The 17,454-nt window shown below is 41.4% G+C and carries 16 protein-coding genes, 1 tRNA gene and 1 pseudogene; 7 read left to right on the forward strand and 11 right to left on the reverse strand.

The window, feature by feature from the left end:
* Positions 1 to 334 precede the first annotated feature (334 nt).
* Both FTU36_RS08965 and FTU36_RS08970 read right to left on the reverse strand, forming a co-directional pair.
* A complete protein-coding gene (locus FTU36_RS08965; protein ID WP_180117532.1) occupies positions 335 to 967 on the reverse strand; it encodes a CatB-related O-acetyltransferase in 633 nt (210 codons plus the stop codon).
* A gap of 98 nt (positions 968 to 1,065) precedes the next feature.
* Positions 1,066 to 1,470, reverse strand: coding sequence for a RidA family protein (locus FTU36_RS08970; protein ID WP_180117534.1), 405 nt, complete (start codon positions 1,468 to 1,470; stop codon positions 1,066 to 1,068).
* Positions 1,471 to 1,609: 139 nt separating this feature from the next.
* Here FTU36_RS08970 and FTU36_RS08975 point away from each other — a divergent pair, with 139 nt between their 5' ends.
* Positions 1,610 to 2,191 (forward strand): TetR/AcrR family transcriptional regulator, encoded by a 582-nt coding sequence (locus tag FTU36_RS08975; RefSeq protein ID WP_180117537.1) that lies wholly within the window; start codon positions 1,610 to 1,612, stop codon positions 2,189 to 2,191.
* A 77-nt stretch (positions 2,192 to 2,268) separates the two neighbouring features.
* Here the strand turns inward: FTU36_RS08975 and greA are convergent, their stop codons facing one another.
* From greA to carA, 3 genes are all read right to left on the reverse strand, one after another.
* The gene (gene greA / locus FTU36_RS08980; RefSeq protein ID WP_180117539.1) at positions 2,269 to 2,745 is read right to left on the reverse strand and encodes a transcription elongation factor GreA; all 477 of its coding nucleotides are present in this window, start codon (positions 2,743 to 2,745) and stop codon (positions 2,269 to 2,271) included.
* Between the two features lie 107 nt (positions 2,746 to 2,852).
* Positions 2,853 to 6,083, reverse strand: coding sequence for a carbamoyl-phosphate synthase large subunit (gene carB / locus FTU36_RS08985; protein ID WP_168378094.1), 3,231 nt, complete (start codon positions 6,081 to 6,083; stop codon positions 2,853 to 2,855).
* 13 nt (positions 6,084 to 6,096) lie between these two features.
* Positions 6,097 to 7,239: a glutamine-hydrolyzing carbamoyl-phosphate synthase small subunit gene (gene carA / locus FTU36_RS08990; RefSeq protein ID WP_180117541.1), complete on the reverse strand. Its 1,143-nt coding sequence runs from the start codon at positions 7,237 to 7,239 to the stop codon at positions 6,097 to 6,099.
* A gap of 309 nt (positions 7,240 to 7,548) precedes the next feature.
* Between carA and FTU36_RS08995 the strand changes: the two genes are divergently transcribed.
* Entirely contained in the window at positions 7,549 to 8,034 is a 486-nt protein-coding gene (locus FTU36_RS08995; RefSeq protein ID WP_180005424.1) for a hypothetical protein, read from the forward strand.
* A 255-nt stretch (positions 8,035 to 8,289) separates the two neighbouring features.
* Here the strand turns inward: FTU36_RS08995 and FTU36_RS09000 are convergent, their stop codons facing one another.
* Together FTU36_RS09000 and FTU36_RS09005 are read right to left on the reverse strand one after the other, a co-directional pair.
* Entirely contained in the window at positions 8,290 to 8,829 is a 540-nt protein-coding gene (locus FTU36_RS09000; protein WP_078191341.1) for a DOMON-like domain-containing protein, read from the reverse strand.
* A 6-nt stretch (positions 8,830 to 8,835) separates the two neighbouring features.
* Positions 8,836 to 9,159: a YhbY family RNA-binding protein gene (locus FTU36_RS09005; protein WP_078191340.1), complete on the reverse strand. Its 324-nt coding sequence runs from the start codon at positions 9,157 to 9,159 to the stop codon at positions 8,836 to 8,838.
* Positions 9,160 to 9,354: 195 nt separating this feature from the next.
* Here FTU36_RS09005 and rlmE point away from each other — a divergent pair, with 195 nt between their 5' ends.
* From rlmE to FTU36_RS09025, 4 genes are all read left to right on the forward strand, one after another.
* Positions 9,355 to 10,005, forward strand: a complete 651-nt coding sequence (gene rlmE / locus FTU36_RS09010; RefSeq protein ID WP_078191339.1) for a 23S rRNA (uridine(2552)-2'-O)-methyltransferase RlmE — start codon at positions 9,355 to 9,357, stop codon at positions 10,003 to 10,005.
* Between the two features lie 136 nt (positions 10,006 to 10,141).
* A complete protein-coding gene (gene ftsH / locus FTU36_RS09015) occupies positions 10,142 to 12,040 on the forward strand; it encodes an ATP-dependent zinc metalloprotease FtsH (RefSeq protein WP_078191443.1) in 1,899 nt (632 codons plus the stop codon).
* A gap of 112 nt (positions 12,041 to 12,152) precedes the next feature.
* A complete protein-coding gene (gene folP, locus FTU36_RS09020) occupies positions 12,153 to 13,007 on the forward strand; it encodes a dihydropteroate synthase (protein ID WP_218949917.1) in 855 nt (284 codons plus the stop codon).
* A gap of 87 nt (positions 13,008 to 13,094) precedes the next feature.
* Complete coding sequence (locus FTU36_RS09025; protein ID WP_180073592.1) at positions 13,095 to 13,409, forward strand: DUF5713 family protein; 315 nt, start codon at positions 13,095 to 13,097, stop codon at positions 13,407 to 13,409.
* A gap of 60 nt (positions 13,410 to 13,469) precedes the next feature.
* Here the strand turns inward: FTU36_RS09025 and FTU36_RS09030 are convergent, their stop codons facing one another.
* From FTU36_RS09030 to FTU36_RS09040, 3 genes are all read right to left on the reverse strand, one after another.
* Entirely contained in the window at positions 13,470 to 14,138 is a 669-nt protein-coding gene (locus tag FTU36_RS09030) for a hypothetical protein (protein WP_180105386.1), read from the reverse strand.
* A gap of 88 nt (positions 14,139 to 14,226) precedes the next feature.
* Positions 14,227 to 14,312, reverse strand: a tRNA-Leu gene (locus FTU36_RS09035).
* Positions 14,313 to 14,481: 169 nt separating this feature from the next.
* Complete coding sequence (locus tag FTU36_RS09040) at positions 14,482 to 15,216, reverse strand: hypothetical protein (RefSeq protein ID WP_180117543.1); 735 nt, start codon at positions 15,214 to 15,216, stop codon at positions 14,482 to 14,484.
* Positions 15,217 to 15,411: 195 nt separating this feature from the next.
* On the opposite strand from FTU36_RS09040, the gene FTU36_RS09045 reads away from it, so the two are divergent.
* Positions 15,412 to 15,918: a hypothetical protein gene (locus FTU36_RS09045; protein ID WP_078191335.1), complete on the forward strand. Its 507-nt coding sequence runs from the start codon at positions 15,412 to 15,414 to the stop codon at positions 15,916 to 15,918.
* A gap of 96 nt (positions 15,919 to 16,014) precedes the next feature.
* Here the strand turns inward: FTU36_RS09045 and FTU36_RS09050 are convergent.
* A pseudogene (locus FTU36_RS09050) lies at positions 16,015 to 17,356 on the reverse strand (CitMHS family transporter).
* Positions 17,357 to 17,454: the final 98 nt, after the last annotated feature.

Here is a 17,454-nt window from a genome sequence, read left to right on the forward strand (position 1 = left end):
CAAGTAACTTGGACCAGTGTTGATCATTTAGCATTGTTCGAGGCATAGCGAGTGTAAAATTGGGTTTGGCGATTTAATTTTACTATCTCGCTATTTTTTTAATCAACAAATGTCAACAGACCCTATTCATTACAGCCAGTTGAGTTCATTCAGCTATTTAATGAGTTGCGTAAAGCTGAGCAAGTGACTTATGCCTTTGGTGGAGGAGGTGAACGAAAAAGGCAGGAAATATTAGCTATTTACTCTCAATATTGTATAGGTTCATTGAAAGATGTTGAACATTTCTCTTAAAAGTTTTCAGATTATATCAACACGCATTTAGATGAAGATTTGGTCAGGGGTGAATAAGGGTTTGGATCCAATTAGATATTTTATTAATATCATCCGTCTGCAACTGCTCCCGCATCTTTAAAAACTGCTTTTCATCTAAATCATAGAGCTTGAGGGAAAGTAGTTTTTTGATATCTATTTCAGGAAAGCGATATTTTATAATTTTAGCAGGGACTCCGCCTACTACTGCATAAGGCGGCACATCCTTGGTTACTACTGCACCAGTAGCCACCACAGCACCTTCACCCAGTGTAACGCCTTGCATAATCATCGCACGTGAGCCGATCCAGCATCCATCACCAATGATTGTGTCACCCGCAGGGACAAAACTCCGTGTATCAAACGGAAATGCTGAAATCCAGTCAGTACGATGCAACTGATTGCCACCCATCATAATTACGCATTCTGCGCCAAAGCAGACGAAATTGCCGATATAAAGCTGGTCAATTGGTTTCTCTGGTGTGGCTGGTTTGTCATGCAGATAACGCACCACACAACGCTCGAAACCTTGATCCCAATAAGCTGAGTAATAGCTGTAATTGCCCTTGATATGAATATTCGGATTCTTCACGGTTTTGGAGATGAATTCGAACTCGCACCAATGGTTCACAGGGGAATTAATCAGTTTTTCAGCCATAACCAAAATACAAAAATAAGGAATACGCCATTATAGCGAATTGGTCTCTAAGCTGGAGAACAATCCCATTCAATAACTGGCCTGATCAGGATTAAGTTTTATATGGCCTTAGCGGATTGAGGAATACGCGCAATGACTTTGATTTCGAAGTCAAAACCTGCCAGCCAGGTCACCCCCACAGCTGTCCAATTCGGATAGGGCCTTTGCGTAAAAATCTGGTTTTTAACTTTCATAATGCTTTCAAATTGCTGTTCAGGATTGGTGTGAAAGGTCGTGACGTCGACAATATCATCGAAAGTACAACCAGCCGCTGCCAATGTAGCAGCCAAGTTTTCAAAAGCTCGTTCTACCTGTTTCTCAAAGTCAGGTTCAGGACTGCCATCTTCACGGCTACCGACCTGGCCTGATACAAAGAGTAAATTTTCCGATTTAATAGCAGCAGAGTAACCATGCTGTTCATACAAGGCATGGCGATCTTGGGGAAATATTGCAATTCTAGTCATGTTTATTCTCATTCAATATCTGGTTTTAAAAGTGGGGGGAAAGCAGTTTTATTTTTGACATACGTATCGTATGTCAACATAATTGACATACGCCTGGTATGTCAATTAAAATTTTTGTGATGATGAGGTAATCAAAGCAATGTCTGTTCGTGAAAAAAAAATGGCGGCAACCCGCAAGAAACTGATTGAAGTGGCACGCCGTACGTTTGCTGAGTATGGCTATGCAGACACCTCAATGGATAAACTCACGGCAGAAGCAGGGCTGACCCGTGGTGCGCTGTACCATCATTTTGGCGATAAAAAGGGCTTATTTGCTGCCGTGGTCGATCAGATTGATTCAGAAATGGCTGAATATGCCGGGCAACATCTGGAGCAGCCTGATGATCTATGGGAGGGATTGATGCTTGAAGGGCGTACCTATATCGAACATGCTTTAAATGCTGAGTTCCAACGGATTGTGCTACGTGATGGTCCGGCAGTATTAGGGGACCCCGCACATTGGCCAAGTCAAAATAAATGCCTGCAGTCGACACGTGAATGCGTAGAACAGTTATTGGCAGCAGACCGAATTAAAGCAGTGAATTCTGAAGCGGCAGCCATATTTTTAAATGGTGCAGCAATGAATGCAGCACTATGGGTCGCTTCTAGTGAGGATCCTGCACAGGTCTTACCTCAGGCTTTACAGGCATTTGAAGCCTTGGCATCTGGCTTCTTAAAATAAAATCGATGGGAATTTCTAGGCTCAATAAAAAACCCCTCATCTGAGGGGTCTTACAGCCTAAAATATCTAGTTAAAAATTAGATATATTCAACGCTTACAATTTCGTATTCAACTTCACCTTGTGGTGTCACGATTTTCACATCGTCGCCTTCGTTTTTACCCAGCAGGCCACGCGCGATCGGAGAGTTCACAGAGATCTTGTTGATCTTAAAGTCTGCTTCATCATCACCTACGATTTTATAAGTCTTTTGTTCTTCAGTATCTAAGTTTTCAATGGTCACAGTCACACCGAAAACCACACGGCCATTTTGCTCAAGTGATTTAACATCAATCACTTGGCAAGCACCCAGTTTACCTTCGATATCTTGGATACGGCCTTCACAGAAACCTTGTTGCTCGCGAGCAGCGTGGTATTCTGCGTTTTCTTTCAAATCCCCATGTTCACGCGCTTCAGCAATTGCTGCAGTAATACGTGGACGATCAACACTTTTAAGTTGCTGTAATTCTTTCTCTAGGGCAATTTTGCCTTCGGGAGTCATAGGATAACGTTGCATTGTTGTCCCTCATGTTTGTAAAAAGAAAAAATCAGTAAAATTTTTACTGACCTAGAAATGAAAAAAAGCCCGCCACCGAGAGGTGGCGGGACTTCTCGGTAACTTAATTAACCTTTAGTAAGGTCTTGTAAGCGGTATACATCCATTGGCAATTTGATTGCTAAAGCTTGGCATACTGCATCAGCACCGTTAAGGGTAGTTGTGTAATACACTTTACCTTGTAATGCAGAGCGGCGGATCGAGAATGAATCTTCTTGAGCCTGTTTGCCTTCAGTTGTATTGATAATGAGGTGAACTTCGCCATTTTTCAAGCGGTCTACGATATTAGGACGGCCTTCAGTCACTTTGTTCACACGTTCACATTCAATACCTGCATCTTTAATCACATCATAAGTACCGCCAGTAGCGATCACTTTGAAGCCAAGATCTGTCAACTGTTTCGCAATACCAACAGCACGAGGCTTGTCAGAATGACGAACAGATAAGAATGCATGTTTAACTTCGCCTTCCGTTGGTAGGCCTGGTAAACGGTCATTAGAGCCTAACACAGCTTTATAGAACGCTTCACCAAATGTTTTACCTACACCCATCACTTCGCCTGTAGATTTCATCTCAGGGCCAAGAATTGGGTCAACACCAGGGAATTTATTGAATGGGAACACCGCTTCTTTTACAGAGAAGTGTTCAGGAATAATCTCTGTAGTGAATCCTTGAGATTCTAGAGATTGACCTGCCATACAACGCGCAGCCACTTTCGCTAAAGATTCGCCGATACACTTAGATACGAATGGAACAGTACGTGATGCACGTGGGTTCACTTCTAAGATGTATACGTCAGTACCTTTAACCGCAAACTGTACGTTCATCAAACCGATTACGCCAAGCTCTTTTGCCATAGCGATGGTTTGACGGCGCATTTCGTCCTGAACTTCTTTAGATAAAGAGTAAGGAGGAATAGAACATGCTGAGTCACCTGAGTGAATACCCGCTTGTTCGATGTGCTGCATGATACCGCCGATCACAACGTCTTTACCGTCAGATACGCAGTCCACGTCAACTTCAATCGCATCGTCTAGGAAGTGGTCAAGAAGTACTGGCGCTTCGTTAGATGCTTGAACCGCATCACGTAAGTAGCGTTTCAATTCGTCGTCGTTGTACACGATTTCCATCGCACGGCCACCAAGGACATACGAAGGACGTACTACAAGTGGGTAGCCAACTTTTGCTGCTTCAGCCATACCTTCTTCAGCAGATTTTACAATGCTGTTGTTTGGTTGACGAAGTTGCAGACGTTGAATCATTTGTTGGAAACGTTCACGGTCTTCTGCACGGTCAATTGCGTCTGGTGATGTACCGATGATTGGTGCACCAGCTTCTTCTAAAGCACGAGCCAATTTAAGCGGAGTTTGACCGCCGTACTGAACGATAATGCCTTTAGGTTTCTCGATACGCACGATTTCAAGTACATCTTCCAAAGTGATTGGTTCGAAGTACAAACGATCTGATGTGTCGTAATCCGTAGAAACAGTTTCAGGGTTACAGTTCACCATGATGGTTTCATAGCCGTCATCACGCATTGCAAGGGCAGCGTGTACACAGCAGTAATCGAATTCGATACCTTGACCAATACGGTTTGGGCCGCCACCGATGACCATGATTTTGTCACGGTTCGATGGGTTTGCTTCACACTCTTCATCGTAAGTTGAGTACATGTAAGCTGTGTCAGATTCAAACTCTGCAGCACATGTATCTACACGTTTGTAAACTGGAGTTACACCCAAGTTCCAACGGTGTTTACGGAATTGTTTTTGTGAAATGCCCATCAAGTCCGCAATGCGAAGGTCAGATAAACCTTTGCGTTTGAACGAACGGATGTTGTCAGCGTTCAAATCACCAAAACCTAAAGTTTTGATTTGATTTTCAGTTTTGATGATGTCTTCGATTTGAATCAAGAACCAACGGTCAATTTTGGTTGCTTCAAATACTTCATCAAGAGTGAAACCGTGACGGAATGCATCGCCTACGTACCAAATACGCTCTGGACCAGGCACTTTCAATTCAACAAGAATTTTCTCACGTGCGCCTTCAGTGCCCACAGCGATTTTTTCGTCAAAACCACATGCGCCCACTTCAAGGCCGCGAAGAGCCTTAGACACAGATTCTTGGAAGTTACGGCCAATGGCCATTACTTCACCTACAGATTTCATCTGAGTCGTCAAAGTTGCGTCAGCTTGCGGGAATTTCTCGAAGTTGAAACGAGGAATTTTCGTTACAACATAGTCGATCGCAGGTTCGAAAGATGCAGGAGTTGTGCCGCCAGTGATGTCATTTTTCAATTCATCAAGGGTATAACCTACAGCCAATTTCGCCGCGATTTTCGCAATTGGGAAACCAGTTGCTTTAGAAGCAAGGGCAGATGAACGAGAAACACGTGGGTTCATCTCGATCACAACCATACGGCCGTCTTTCGGGTTGATACCGAACTGAACGTTCGAACCGCCAGTTTCTACACCAATTTCACGAAGTACAGCTAAAGATGCATTACGTAAAAGTTGGAATTCTTTGTCAGTCAATGTTTGTGCAGGAGCAACAGTGATTGAGTCACCTGTGTGCACGCCCATTGGGTCAAAGTTTTCGATTGTACATACAATGATACAGTTGTCGTTTTTGTCACGAACAACTTCCATTTCGTACTCTTTCCAACCAATTAATGATTCATCGATCAATAATTGTTTAGTTGGAGAAAGATCGAAACCGCGTTCACAGATTTCAATGAATTCTTCACGGTTGTATGCGATACCGCCGCCTGAACCACCCATAGTGAATGATGGACGGATAATGACAGGGAAGCCGAAACGCGCTTGAATTTCAAGTGCGTGTTCCATGCTTTCTGCAACGTCAGCGCGAGGGCATTCCAAACCGATTTTGCGCATTGCGATATCGAAAAGTTTACGGTCTTCCGCTTTTTCGATCGCTTCTTTGGTCGCGCCAATCAATTCAACATTGTATTTTTCTAGAATACCGTTGGCATCGAGTGCAAGTGCACAGTTCAATGCTGTTTGACCCCCCATTGTAGGAAGAACTGCGTCTGGGCGTTCTTTCTCAATGATTGCAGCTACAGTTTGCCAAGTGATTGGCTCGATGTAAGTGGCATCTGCCATCGCAGGGTCAGTCATAATGGTTGCTGGGTTAGAGTTCACCAAAATAACACGGTAGCCTTCTTCACGAAGTGCTTTACATGCTTGAGCACCTGAGTAGTCAAACTCACATGCTTGACCGATGACAATCGGACCAGCACCAATAATTAAGATGCTTTTAATGTCTGTACGTTTAGCCATGATGCTTCCTTAATTACTTCTTAGATGCTTCGATAAGTTCGATGAAATGATCGAACAATGGTGCGCAGTCATGTGGACCAGGGCTTGCTTCGGGGTGACCTTGGAAACTGAACGCAGGTTTATCTGTACGGTGAATCCCTTGTAGGGTTTGGTCGAACAGTGATTTGTGCGTAGCTTTCAAGTTTGCAGGTAATGTTTCTGCATCGACTGCGAAGCCATGGTTTTGCGAAGTAATCATCACAATACCAGTTTCCATGTTTTGAACAGGATGGTTGGCACCGTGGTGGCCGTGAGGCATTTTCACAGTTTTTGCACCTGAAGCAAGTGCAAGAATTTGGTGACCCAAGCAAATACCAAATACTGGTACATTGCGAGCATCTTCTACAATTGTTTTTACAGCTTCAATTGCGTAGTCACATGCAGCTGGATCGCCGGGGCCGTTCGATAAGAACACGCCATCTGGATTCAATGCAAGTACGTCAGCAGCAGGAGTTTGCGCAGGCACGACAGTCAATTTACAACCGCGGTCTGCGAGCATACGTAAGATGTTGGTTTTGACACCGTAATCGTATGCAACAACATGGAATTTAGCTTCAGGCTGAGAGAAACCTTTACCTAATGTCCAAGAACCTTCAGTCCATTCAAAGCCTTCAGGGTCACAGCATTCTTTTGCAAGGTCTAAACCAGTTAAACCACCAAAAGCGCGTGCTTTAGCTAAAGCTTCTTCTTCTGTAATGTTTTCGCCAGCAAGGATACAACCATTTTGTGCACCTTTTGCTCGCAGAATACGCGTTAATTTACGTGTATCGATGTCTGCAATAGCAACAACATTGTGTTGTTCAAGGTAATCACCAAGTGATTGCTCAGCACGGAAGTTGCTATGCAATAAAGGTAGGTCACGAATGATCAATCCGTTAGCCCATACTTTATGAATTCGACCTGACTCAGCGTCTTCATCATTACAACCTGTGTTACCGATATGTGGGTAAGTTAGTGTCACAAGTTGTTGTGCATAACTAGGGTCAGTCAAAATTTCTTGATAGCCAGTCATTGCTGTATTAAAAACGACTTCACCAGTCGTACTACCCGATGCGCCAATAGAAGTACCTTTAAAGATAGTTCCGTCGGCAAGGGCTAAAATTGCTGGGGTGCTCAAACCAAAGCTCCTGAAATTTAGGCTGTAAAAAAGCGAGAAGACGAAAAAAAAGGAAGGCTGCTTAAAAACCTACCCTCCTTACATCTGCTCGCTTGAACTTAACACGGCATTATACGCAGAAAGCCACTGAAAGTCCATCGTAAATATCAGGAATAAAGCAGATAAAGCGCTTGCATTTTAGAATAAAGTTTGGTTTTGCAAAATCTTAGAAAAATGTAAGCAATTAATTATTGTCAGACAAATCATAAATTAAAATTTATCAAAAAGCGCTAATGTGGGTCGGTCAGCAAAAACTATAGGTACAAAGTCATGGCAACACAACAAAAACAAACAGCGGCTAAAACCTCCCTGAAAGAAGTCGTTATCGAAGGTGCTGAAAAGCTTGAACAAGTTGCAAAAGAGGCAAGTGTTCAAGCCACAGAAGCGGTCACTGAAAGCAAAGAAAAGATCGGAGCAGAGGCAAAGCAGTTGAATGCCAGTGTGCAAGATCAATTGCGTCAGTTGAAGCAAGATGTATTGAATAAACTTGATCAGTTAAAAGTTCAGTTTGGTTCATCGCAAAAAGATTTTAGTGAACTCAAAGAATTTGTGAAAACTGAATTTAATACGGTTATTGATGATCTTTCAAAACTTGGAAAAGAGCTGAAAGAAGATGTGACCCAAATTTCAGGAAAGCACAAAGATCATCTAACAGAAACATTTAAGCGTTCTAAGGAGCATACTTTGGAAGCGTGGAAAAAAGTTTCACCAGTGAAAGCTGAAGTTACGGATCAAACCACAGATCTTAAAAGTTAATTGTGAATGACATGAATTTTAAAACGCTTGAGCTAAGTCTAGTCATTCCAGGGAACTGGATTGGGTGAGAGCAAATTAAACTTCGAGTTAACGTTTTATGCATAAGGGAGTCATTAATGGCTCCCTTATTGTGAATAGTACATTTAAGTCCAAAGCACTTATTTAAAATAAAAAGCACTTATTTAAAATAAGCAGGCAATAAAAAAGCAAAAGATCGTACTTTTGCTTTTTATCGTATTTAAAACATCAAATGGTTTAGAACTGATGTAGCCAATCACGTTTGTTGTGAAAGTCAGCATTTGGACTACTATGCTGCATGGCATAGTACTGTTCACCTTGAGGGGTTTTTAGTACTGCAGTGAGACCAATATAGAGATCTTCCCATTTAAGTTTGTACTTCAGCATAAATTCTGTCAGATCAAGACTGACATTTAAGCCATAGTGCGTCCGTTTCAACTGATTCAGTTCAATATCGTAAGCAGCTTGTGGCGGCATATCTTCTGGATAGCGATATTCTTCAAACTGGTAAGCCTGCCAAGCTTGTGAAGGGGAGAGGTTGATTTCACGATAAAAGTCTTCATTGCGTACACCAATAAAAACTTCTAAGCAGGTCTGTTCCCACAAAAAATCGATTCGTGGATGAGCTGATACCAATTCTGGCCATTGAATCAGTTGATTTGGGTCTCGAATCCAATAACCCACATTTAAAGTATATGGGCTTTGTTGTTCGATAGCACCAACGACTGATACAGCCTGAAAGCGACGATCAAAAGCGCTGAGTTCGAAGCTTGCCATAAATGTTTAGTTAGACAGGTGTGCGTAGCGAACAAGGTTAGACAGTTTTGCATTTTGTTTTGCCGCTTTGCGGTAAATCAACGCAATCTTACCAATCGTTTGAACAACTTCAGAACCTGAAACAGTCGCAATTTCAGTAATCATTGCAGCACGAGCTTCACGGTCTTCTGCCACAACTTTCACTTTAATTAACTCATGGTCGTTTAACGCACGGTTTAATTCTTCAACAACGCTTTCTGATAAGCCTTTGTCCGCAACCATTACAACTGGGTTTAGGGTGTGACCAATTTGACGTAAGCGTTTACGTTCTTGAATAGATAAAGCCGCCATAAATATAACCTAATTTTAAAAACGACCTAGTATAGCAAAATCAAAGTTGAAGCGCTGTATTTAATCGGCATTTTCTCGATGAAGATTATTGAAAAAAACATGATTTAAGATGCTTTTTAGATACACATGTCTACTGCAAAAGTGCTGAATTTCACGTACAATCAAGACTGAGAAGTTTTTTTTATTTAGAGAGTTATGGCTACCCGCATTACTAACCAGAAATTATCCAAAAGTAGTCGTGACTGGATGCGTGAGCATCTTGATGACCCCTTTGTGAAAAAAGCACAAAAGGAAGGATATCGTGCGCGTGCCGCTTATAAATTGCTTGAAATTCAAGAAAAATACAAATTGATCAAGCCAGGCATGACCGTTGTCGACTTAGGTGCTGCACCAGGTAGTTGGTCGCAAATTGCCGGTAAACTTGTTGGCGACAAAGGTTTGGTTATTGCTTCAGATATTTTACCAATGGATGCTTTACCCGATGTGACCTTCTTGCAAGGTGACTTTCGTGAACAAGAAGTGTTCGATGAATTGTTAAAAATTTTAGATGGGCGTACTGTAGACGTTGTAATTTCAGATATGGCCCCCAATACATCAGGTAATAAGGCTGTAGATCAACCGCGTCAGATCTATCTTTGTGAATTAGCAATCGACTTTGCTCAAAAGGTTCTTGGACCAAATGGACAGTTTGTTGTTAAAGTGTTCCAAGGTATTGGATTTGATGAATACCGTAAGCAAGTTGTAGACACATTTGATGTGCTGAAAACAGCAAAACCGGCGGCTTCACGTGCTCGATCTAAAGAAGTGTTTTTAATCGGGCAGGGACGTAAGAAAGCTTTCAAGTAAAGTTTACTTGCCAACTCGTTAAAAATTGTGCATTTTGTACGTTTTTAAATTATTGCGAAGCTACTCTGCAGCGTAAGTATTAGAGTCACCCATGTAAGTGGGATTGAACGAATTAGATAGAAATGGGAATAAAGCTTTGAGCGATCTTTTTAAGAATGCCGTGTTGTGGCTGGTTATCCTAGGCGTGCTGGTTTTAATCTTCAGCAACGTCAGTGACCGCAATCAACCGACCGCGATGAACTATTCTGAGTTCGTGGCAGCCGTAAATGCGGGTCAGATTAAACAAGTCACCATTGATGGCGAAAGAATTCGTGGCGAAAAATCAAACGGTTCAGAGTTTGAAAGTATCCGTCCTGCGGTTCAAGATCCTGAACTTATGCCGAACCTGATCAAGAACAATGTTGTTGTTGAAGGTACAGCGCCACAGCGTCAAAGTATTTTGATGCAACTTCTGATTGCAAGTTTCCCTGTTCTTTTAATCATTCTGTTATTCATGTTCTTTATGCGCAACATGGGTGGTGGAGCTGGTGGTAAGAATGGCCCAATGAGTTTTGGTAAGTCAAAAGCAAAAATGCTGTCTGAAGACCAAATCAAAGTGACATTTACTGATGTTGCGGGCTGTGATGAAGCTAAACAAGAAGTTGTTGAAATCGTTGACTTCCTAAAAGATCCATCTAAGTTCAAACGACTTGGTGCAAGCATTCCGAAAGGCGTGCTCATGGTAGGTCCTCCGGGTACGGGTAAAACTTTACTTGCTAAAGCGATTGCGGGTGAAGCGAAAGTACCTTTCTTTAGTATTTCGGGTTCTGACTTTGTTGAAATGTTCGTGGGTGTGGGTGCGTCTCGTGTCCGTGACATGTTTGAACAAGCAAAGCGTCATGCGCCATGTATCATTTTCATCGATGAGATCGATGCCGTTGGTCGTCACCGTGGTTCAGGCACAGGTGGTGGTAATGATGAGCGTGAGCAAACATTAAACCAAATGTTGGTTGAAATGGATGGCTTTGAAGGCAACGAAGGTATTATCGTTATTGCTGCAACAAACCGTGCTGACGTATTGGATAAAGCTTTACTTCGTCCGGGTCGTTTTGACCGTCAAGTGATGGTATCTCTACCGGATATTAAAGGTCGTGAGCAAATCCTGAATGTACATTTGAAAAAATTACCTTCTGTGACTGGTGTAGATGTTAAAGTCTTGGCACGTGGTACACCGGGCTTCTCGGGTGCTCAGTTGGCTAACCTTGTAAACGAAGCAGCACTGTTTGCTGCACGTCGTAACAAGAACACGGTCGATATGCATGACTTTGAAGATGCTAAAGACAAGCTTTACATGGGTCCTGAACGTAAATCGATGGTGATTCGTGAAGAAGAGCGTCGTGCGACGGCTTATCATGAAGCAGGTCATGCGATTGTTGCTGAAATCTTGCCGGGTACAGACCCAGTGCATAAAGTGACAATTATGCCGCGTGGTTGGGCACTGGGTGTGACTTGGCAGTTGCCTGAACATGACCAAACCAGCCATTACAAAGACAAAATGTTGAATGAACTTTCAATTTTGTTTGGTGGTCGTATTGCAGAAGAAGTCTTCATTAACCAAATGTCGACTGGTGCTTCAAATGACTTTGAACGTGCAACGAAAATGGCACGTGCAATGGTTACTAAATACGGTATGTCCGATAAGATGGGCGTCATGGTTTACGAAGATGACTCACAGCAGTCATTCATGGGTGGTTTAGGAAGTCGTGTGATTTCTGAAGCAACTCAGCTTGAAGTTGACCGCGAAGTTCGCCGTATTTTAGATGAGCAATATAAAGTTGCTCGCGATATTCTTGAAAATAACAAAGATATAGCACATGCTATGGTAAAAGCATTGCTTGAATGGGAAACCATTGATCGTGATCAAATCCGTGACATTATGGAAGGTCGTGAACCTCAACCACCAAAAGTGTACATCGCTGAAAATCCAGTGATTGATGTCACACCAACGGATGGTCCAGATGTTCCACCACCATTACCGTCATTGCCAAAAGCATAAAATTTTAAAACCACCTTCGGGTGGTTTTTTTATATGAAAATAAATGCATGTAAGCGAAATGCTGAGCAAACTTAGCGTTAAAATAAGCACAGCAAAATCTGGGATGTGTAATATGAAGTTAGTGTCTTTGCCTAATAAAATTTTAAACTGTGGTAACTTGCAATTAGATTTGTCAGAGCCACATGTGATGGGGATTTTAAATGTCACACCGGACTCTTTCAGTGATGGTGGCAAACACAATGGTAAAGACCAAGCTATAGCACATGCATTACAAATGATTGCTGATGGCGCGACAGTGATTGATGTCGGTGGTGAGTCAACACGTCCGGGTGCATCTGTTGTTGAGGTTGAAGAAGAAATTCGACGGGTCGTACCCGTCGTTGAAGCCTTATCTAAACACAATGTAGTGATTTCTATCGATACCTCACAACCTGAGGTGATTGAGGTAGCGGTTCAGGCAGGTGCGCATATCTGGAATGATGTACGTGCATTAACTCGGCCGAATGCCTTAGAAACCGCTGCAAAACTGGACATTCCAGTGATCATTATGCATATGCGCGGCGAACCCACCACGATGAATAATCTAGATCAGTATCAAGATGTCGTGGCTGACGTCATCGATGAATTAAAGCAACGTGTGCAAGATGCATTAGACGCCGGTGTGCGTGCAGAAAACATTATGATTGATCCAGGTTTTGGTTTTGCTAAAAATGCACAGCAAAACTTAAAGCTTTTACAGCAATTCTATCAATTGAATGACATGGGCTATCCGATCCTGTCGGCATTATCTCGTAAGCGTTTTATCGGTGAGGCACTTGGTGGTGCAGATGCACAAAATCGCGCTGTAGGCTCGGTTGCAGCGCATCTACTCAGCATTCAACAAGGTGCATGTATGGTTCGCGCACATGATGTCAAAGCAACGGTAGATGCGATACGTGTTTGGCAAGCCATGCAGAATGCAGTCTGATTTGAAAATACTGAATCCCAATAAATTTGGTGAATTGTAGTATTTGTGTTATATAAGCGCCCTGAATATTTTGTGATAGAGTTTCGTATGTTTGCAGATTTACTGCTACCCATGTTTGATGATGAATATTACCCAGATGTGTTGGTTGCAGAGGTGAAGTTATTGGTTGTTCAATTTGCGAAGAAAATTGCAAAAGCAGATTTAAGTTCAACTGATATCTACCATTTTGCCAATGAAACGGTTGCACAGCTCAATAAGATGAAACCTCAATTTGAAGATTTAGATTCGTCTTTGGATGATACGGCTACAGATTATATTGCAGAAGCCATGATGATGGTGCTGCAAGATGAAGGCCATATGGATATTGAAATGGAAGAGTTGGTTGCTAATCGAGAATGGTAATTGAACTTTAAAAAAAGCCCTGTAGTGACAGGGCTTTTTTGTGTCCAGAGTTTTAAAAAGTCATTGAGCATTGTCTAAAAAATCTTTAAAGGATGATTTGATCGATGCTGATAATTTTTGTTCTTCTTGCATGGCTTGTAAGTGTAGGGCGTAGAAATACGATTGATGTTCTTTTTGTTTTAAAGATTGTTGATAAGACCAAAATGCCAGTTGGCGAAGCTTTTGTAGTTTTACTCGTTCAATGGCGCTGCTTTCAGGTTTATAAAGTAATTCAGTAAATACACATAAAAACAGACTGAAAAAAAGTCCACTGAGACTGATGAGGTTTAATACATCTGTTTGTAGATACTTAAAGTTTATAGCAAGGAGAAGTGTTAATCCGCCAAGGAGATATAGTTGTATTTGCAGGCGTTGAACTGCGGACTTGCTGCTAAAACGTGCTTGATAATGTGCATACCAGACATAGCAATAGATCAAAGGAAGAATAATCAATATACCAAGATTAAACGCCATTTTGGGGTCGTGTATTGAAAGTGCCGTTGAAAGCATATGACCAAGTACAGCGCTGCTAAGGGGGATAGAAAGTATCAGGCAAAAGCTAAAGATTAAAACAGGTGCAGTGGGTGTGAGATTGATAATTTTAAAATGTGCAAACAGCAGCCGTTGATAAAAGGCATCGGGATGCTTGAGTTGTAGTGCGGGGAGATTAAAATCTGAAGGTGTCGGCATCGAATAATAATAGATTTCTAAATTTTAGGCATAAAAAAACCAGCAAATTGCTGGATCTTTTATTGCACCAATCTTAGAAGTATAAGAATGGTGCCCGAGGCCAGACTCGAACTGGCACGCTTTGTGGGCGGGGGATTTTAAATCCCCTGTGTCTACCGATTTCACCACTCGGGCATGTGCGCAATAATAGAGGACGAAATGGAGCTTGGCAAGTGTATTTGATGGTGTTTGTTTTAAAATCAATCAATTCATGCATATAAGTTGAAAATATTCAAAACTAGTGATGTATTGAATGACTTTTTGAGCAGTGATTGAAAGATTATTGCACTTCATTAACGCCGACTTATTTCATTAACTCATCAAGATAATGTTCAACATTTTGGTGCTTTAGCTTTTTACATAGCTGATTTTCCTGATGTAGCATTTGTATGTGCAAATTTTGGAACTGTGTAAAGCGCTCAGATAACTGTTTATGATTTGCTTGATTTTGATTACTGAGTGTCAAACGTAATTTTGCTTTAAGCATTTGTTTATACGACCAATAAGCAATACGACGTGTTTCTTGCAGAAAATAGTATTCTTGCGTGTTACTTCCACCTTTGAATAGATTTTCTTTATAAAAACGCACAAAGCCGAAACTCATGGCGAAAAAGAACAATACAGATTGAACAAAGGTGCTTTGTAAAAAGGCGATATTGAGTAACTGTAATAAAATCACGATCGCAAGTCTGAACGGCGTATTCTTCAAACTTTGATACAGTGACATTGAACTGTGCTTGATTTGCTTGATGACTAAGGGTACAACCAGCATGAAAAACAGCATAATACTCAGTACAGCAATACCATGAGCTCGAAACTCACTCATTTCTGGAAAATACAGTTGCACTGCATGTCCAATACTCATGCTCAAAGAAATAAAAATCATCGCCGCCAAAACCCAAGGAATAAGCTCTTTGAGTTCGTCTAAAATGCCTTGAGTTTTCAGTTGGCTATAAAATAAATAATTATGTTTAAAGGCTGCTGGATATTGCTGTTTCAGTTGTTGAAGGTAAAGAGCAGCCTGTTTCTTTTGAGCCATATTGTGACGTTAGTATTAAAGCGTGAAAATAATATAGTTGATTTCGATATTTTTGACAGAATTTTTTTCTAAATCATGTTGTATATCTGAACATTATAAGAGAAAACGCAATTTCTATAGCGAAGGTCGCAGTTTTCATCCTTCTTTTATGCGAAAATACATGATTATTGAATATTAAGTTTTTATAGGCAGTTTATGACTGATCATTCTCCTGAAACATTAAGCGATATCGAAATTCTAGACATTCTTCAGTCGATGAAATCAGATGTTTTAAATACTGAAGCAAATGAAGTGATTCGTAGTGGGGGAAAAGCTGGTCGTCAAGAAGCACACAAACAAGCTTTGGTAAAATTAAATCAAGCATTTGAAGATAAATTTGTTGAAGCTGTGACTTTGGCTTTAGGCTTAAATGAAGGCCAAAGTAAAAAAATCCGCTACAAAAAAGATCGTATCCGTATTTTGAAAGTTCGTGGTATCGATTATTTAGCGATTGATGGTGCCGAAACTGCACAAGTACTGTCACAAGTTGCACAAGCGATTGTACGTGAAGACGCAACGGTGACTCATGACCTGCATAACATTTTCCCATTTTGGAAAGAAGGCTGGCCAATGGTGCAATTCGACAATGTTTATAAAATTTTAGAAGATGACATTCGCATACATTATGAAGCAGTTCTAGAAGCATTAATTTCAAAGCATTAACCACTACAAATGAACCTGTGAGTGTAAAGCACTGGCTAGTTCTGTATTGTTAAGCATAAAAAAAGCACCATCAGGTGCTTTTTTATCTTTAACTTTTTAAGTTAAGCTCGAATAAAACGGAAACATTCCAAAGATTAGACCCGCTGCTAACATGACAAAACACGTGATTACAGCCCAGATAATGGTAAATTTCTGATGTTGTCCAAACTCGATACCCGCAAGTCCACAGAGTAAATAGGTCGAAGGAACAAGCGGAGAGAGTAGGTGTACAGGTTGCCCTACGATGGAGGCACGTGCCATTTCTACAGGTGCAATTCCATAATGAGCGGCAGCATCGGAAAGAATTGGTAAAACCCCAAAATAGAAAGCATCATTCGACATAAAGAAAGTCATCGGCATACTGATAACAGCGGTGATTGGTGCTAAATAGGGACCCATACTTTCAGGGATGATCGCCACAAGTTCTTTAGACATGGCTTCTACCATGCCTGTTCCAGCTAAAATACCGGTAAAAATACCTGCAGCAAAAAATAATACCGACCACATTTAAAGCACTACCTGCATGATGTGCGATTAATTTTTTCTGCAAGTCGACATTTTTGTAGTTGACGACTAGCGCAATACACAAAGCCACCATGAATAAAATAGGCATAGGTAAAATACTAAAAACCAGACAAATCATCAGAACGACGGTTAACAGTGCATTGAACCAACGTAGATCTGCGCGGTTGGCTTCTGGATTATCTGAAATTTGAATGTTTTCACCATGGCTGATATCCAATTGGACAATTCCCAGACGCTTTCTTTCCATTCGGCCATACATGGTTCCCAAAAAGTACAACCAGCCGATGGCAAATAACATCGGTAAAACCATCGGAACAAAAACATCACTTGGGTCGACATGAAGTGCGCTGGCGGCGCGGGCTGTAGGCCCACCCCATGGCGTAAGGTTCATAATGCCGCTAGAGAGCATAATCAAACATGCCATAATCAATGGGCTCATACCTAAGCGCTTATAGAGTGGCAGCATGGCAGCAACACAGATCATATAGGTTGTGGAACCATCTCCATCCAAAGAGACAATTAACGTCAGGGTAATGGTTCCAAGAACGACTTTTAAGGGATCACCTTTGACCATTTTTAAAATAAATTTCACCTAAGGGTCGAACAAACCTGTATCAATCATGATGGCAAAATACAGAATCGCAAAAAGCAGCATGATGCCAGTCGGTGCAAGTTTTTTTACACCTTCTATCATCATTTCGCCAATTTCATTTATTTGTATGTGTGACAAGCTGTCAAAATAAAAACCAAGTAACCACGCAATCAAGGCAAAAAGTAGGGGAATTAAAGTCAGTGCAACAAGTGGGCTTAAGCGTTTCGACATGATCAAATACATAAAGCACAAGATCATGCCCAAACCGAGTACGGTTAACATGGTTCATTCCTTTGAAATATAAAGCTGTTTTTAAATCCAAGGGCAGAGCATAAAGATAAATTTCATCAGTCAAAACAAAGGTGAGAAAATGTGAAATA

It is taken from the genome of Acinetobacter sp. YH12096 (genome assembly GCF_013419215.1).
GTDB classification, from domain to species: Bacteria; Pseudomonadota; Gammaproteobacteria; order Pseudomonadales; family Moraxellaceae; genus Acinetobacter; species Acinetobacter amyesii.

Excerpts from the sequence above, each read along its gene's own strand:
- carB (WP_168378094.1), bottom strand. The coding sequence starts at position 6,083 with ATGGCTAAACGTACAGACATTAAAAGCATCTTAATTATTGGTGCTGGT.
- FTU36_RS09005 (WP_078191340.1), bottom strand. The coding sequence starts at position 9,159 with ATGGCGGCTTTATCTATTCAAGAACGTAAACGCTTACGTCAAATTGGT.
- FTU36_RS08975 (WP_180117537.1), top strand. The coding sequence starts at position 1,610 with ATGTCTGTTCGTGAAAAAAAAATGGCGGCAACCCGCAAGAAACTGATT.
- FTU36_RS09030 (WP_180105386.1), bottom strand. The coding sequence starts at position 14,138 with ATGCCGACACCTTCAGATTTTAATCTCCCCGCACTACAACTCAAGCAT.
- FTU36_RS08970 (WP_180117534.1), bottom strand. The coding sequence starts at position 1,470 with ATGACTAGAATTGCAATATTTCCCCAAGATCGCCATGCCTTGTATGAA.
- folP (WP_218949917.1), top strand. The coding sequence starts at position 12,153 with ATGAAGTTAGTGTCTTTGCCTAATAAAATTTTAAACTGTGGTAACTTG.
- FTU36_RS09000 (WP_078191341.1), bottom strand. The coding sequence starts at position 8,829 with ATGGCAAGCTTCGAACTCAGCGCTTTTGATCGTCGCTTTCAGGCTGTA.
- FTU36_RS09040 (WP_180117543.1), bottom strand. The coding sequence starts at position 15,216 with ATGGCTCAAAAGAAACAGGCTGCTCTTTACCTTCAACAACTGAAACAG.
- FTU36_RS08995 (WP_180005424.1), top strand. The coding sequence starts at position 7,549 with ATGGCAACACAACAAAAACAAACAGCGGCTAAAACCTCCCTGAAAGAA.
- rlmE (WP_078191339.1), top strand. The coding sequence starts at position 9,355 with ATGGCTACCCGCATTACTAACCAGAAATTATCCAAAAGTAGTCGTGAC.
- FTU36_RS09045 (WP_078191335.1), top strand. The coding sequence starts at position 15,412 with ATGACTGATCATTCTCCTGAAACATTAAGCGATATCGAAATTCTAGAC.
- greA (WP_180117539.1), bottom strand. The coding sequence starts at position 2,745 with ATGCAACGTTATCCTATGACTCCCGAAGGCAAAATTGCCCTAGAGAAA.
- FTU36_RS08965 (WP_180117532.1), bottom strand. The coding sequence starts at position 967 with ATGGCTGAAAAACTGATTAATTCCCCTGTGAACCATTGGTGCGAGTTC.
- FTU36_RS09025 (WP_180073592.1), top strand. The coding sequence starts at position 13,095 with ATGTTTGCAGATTTACTGCTACCCATGTTTGATGATGAATATTACCCA.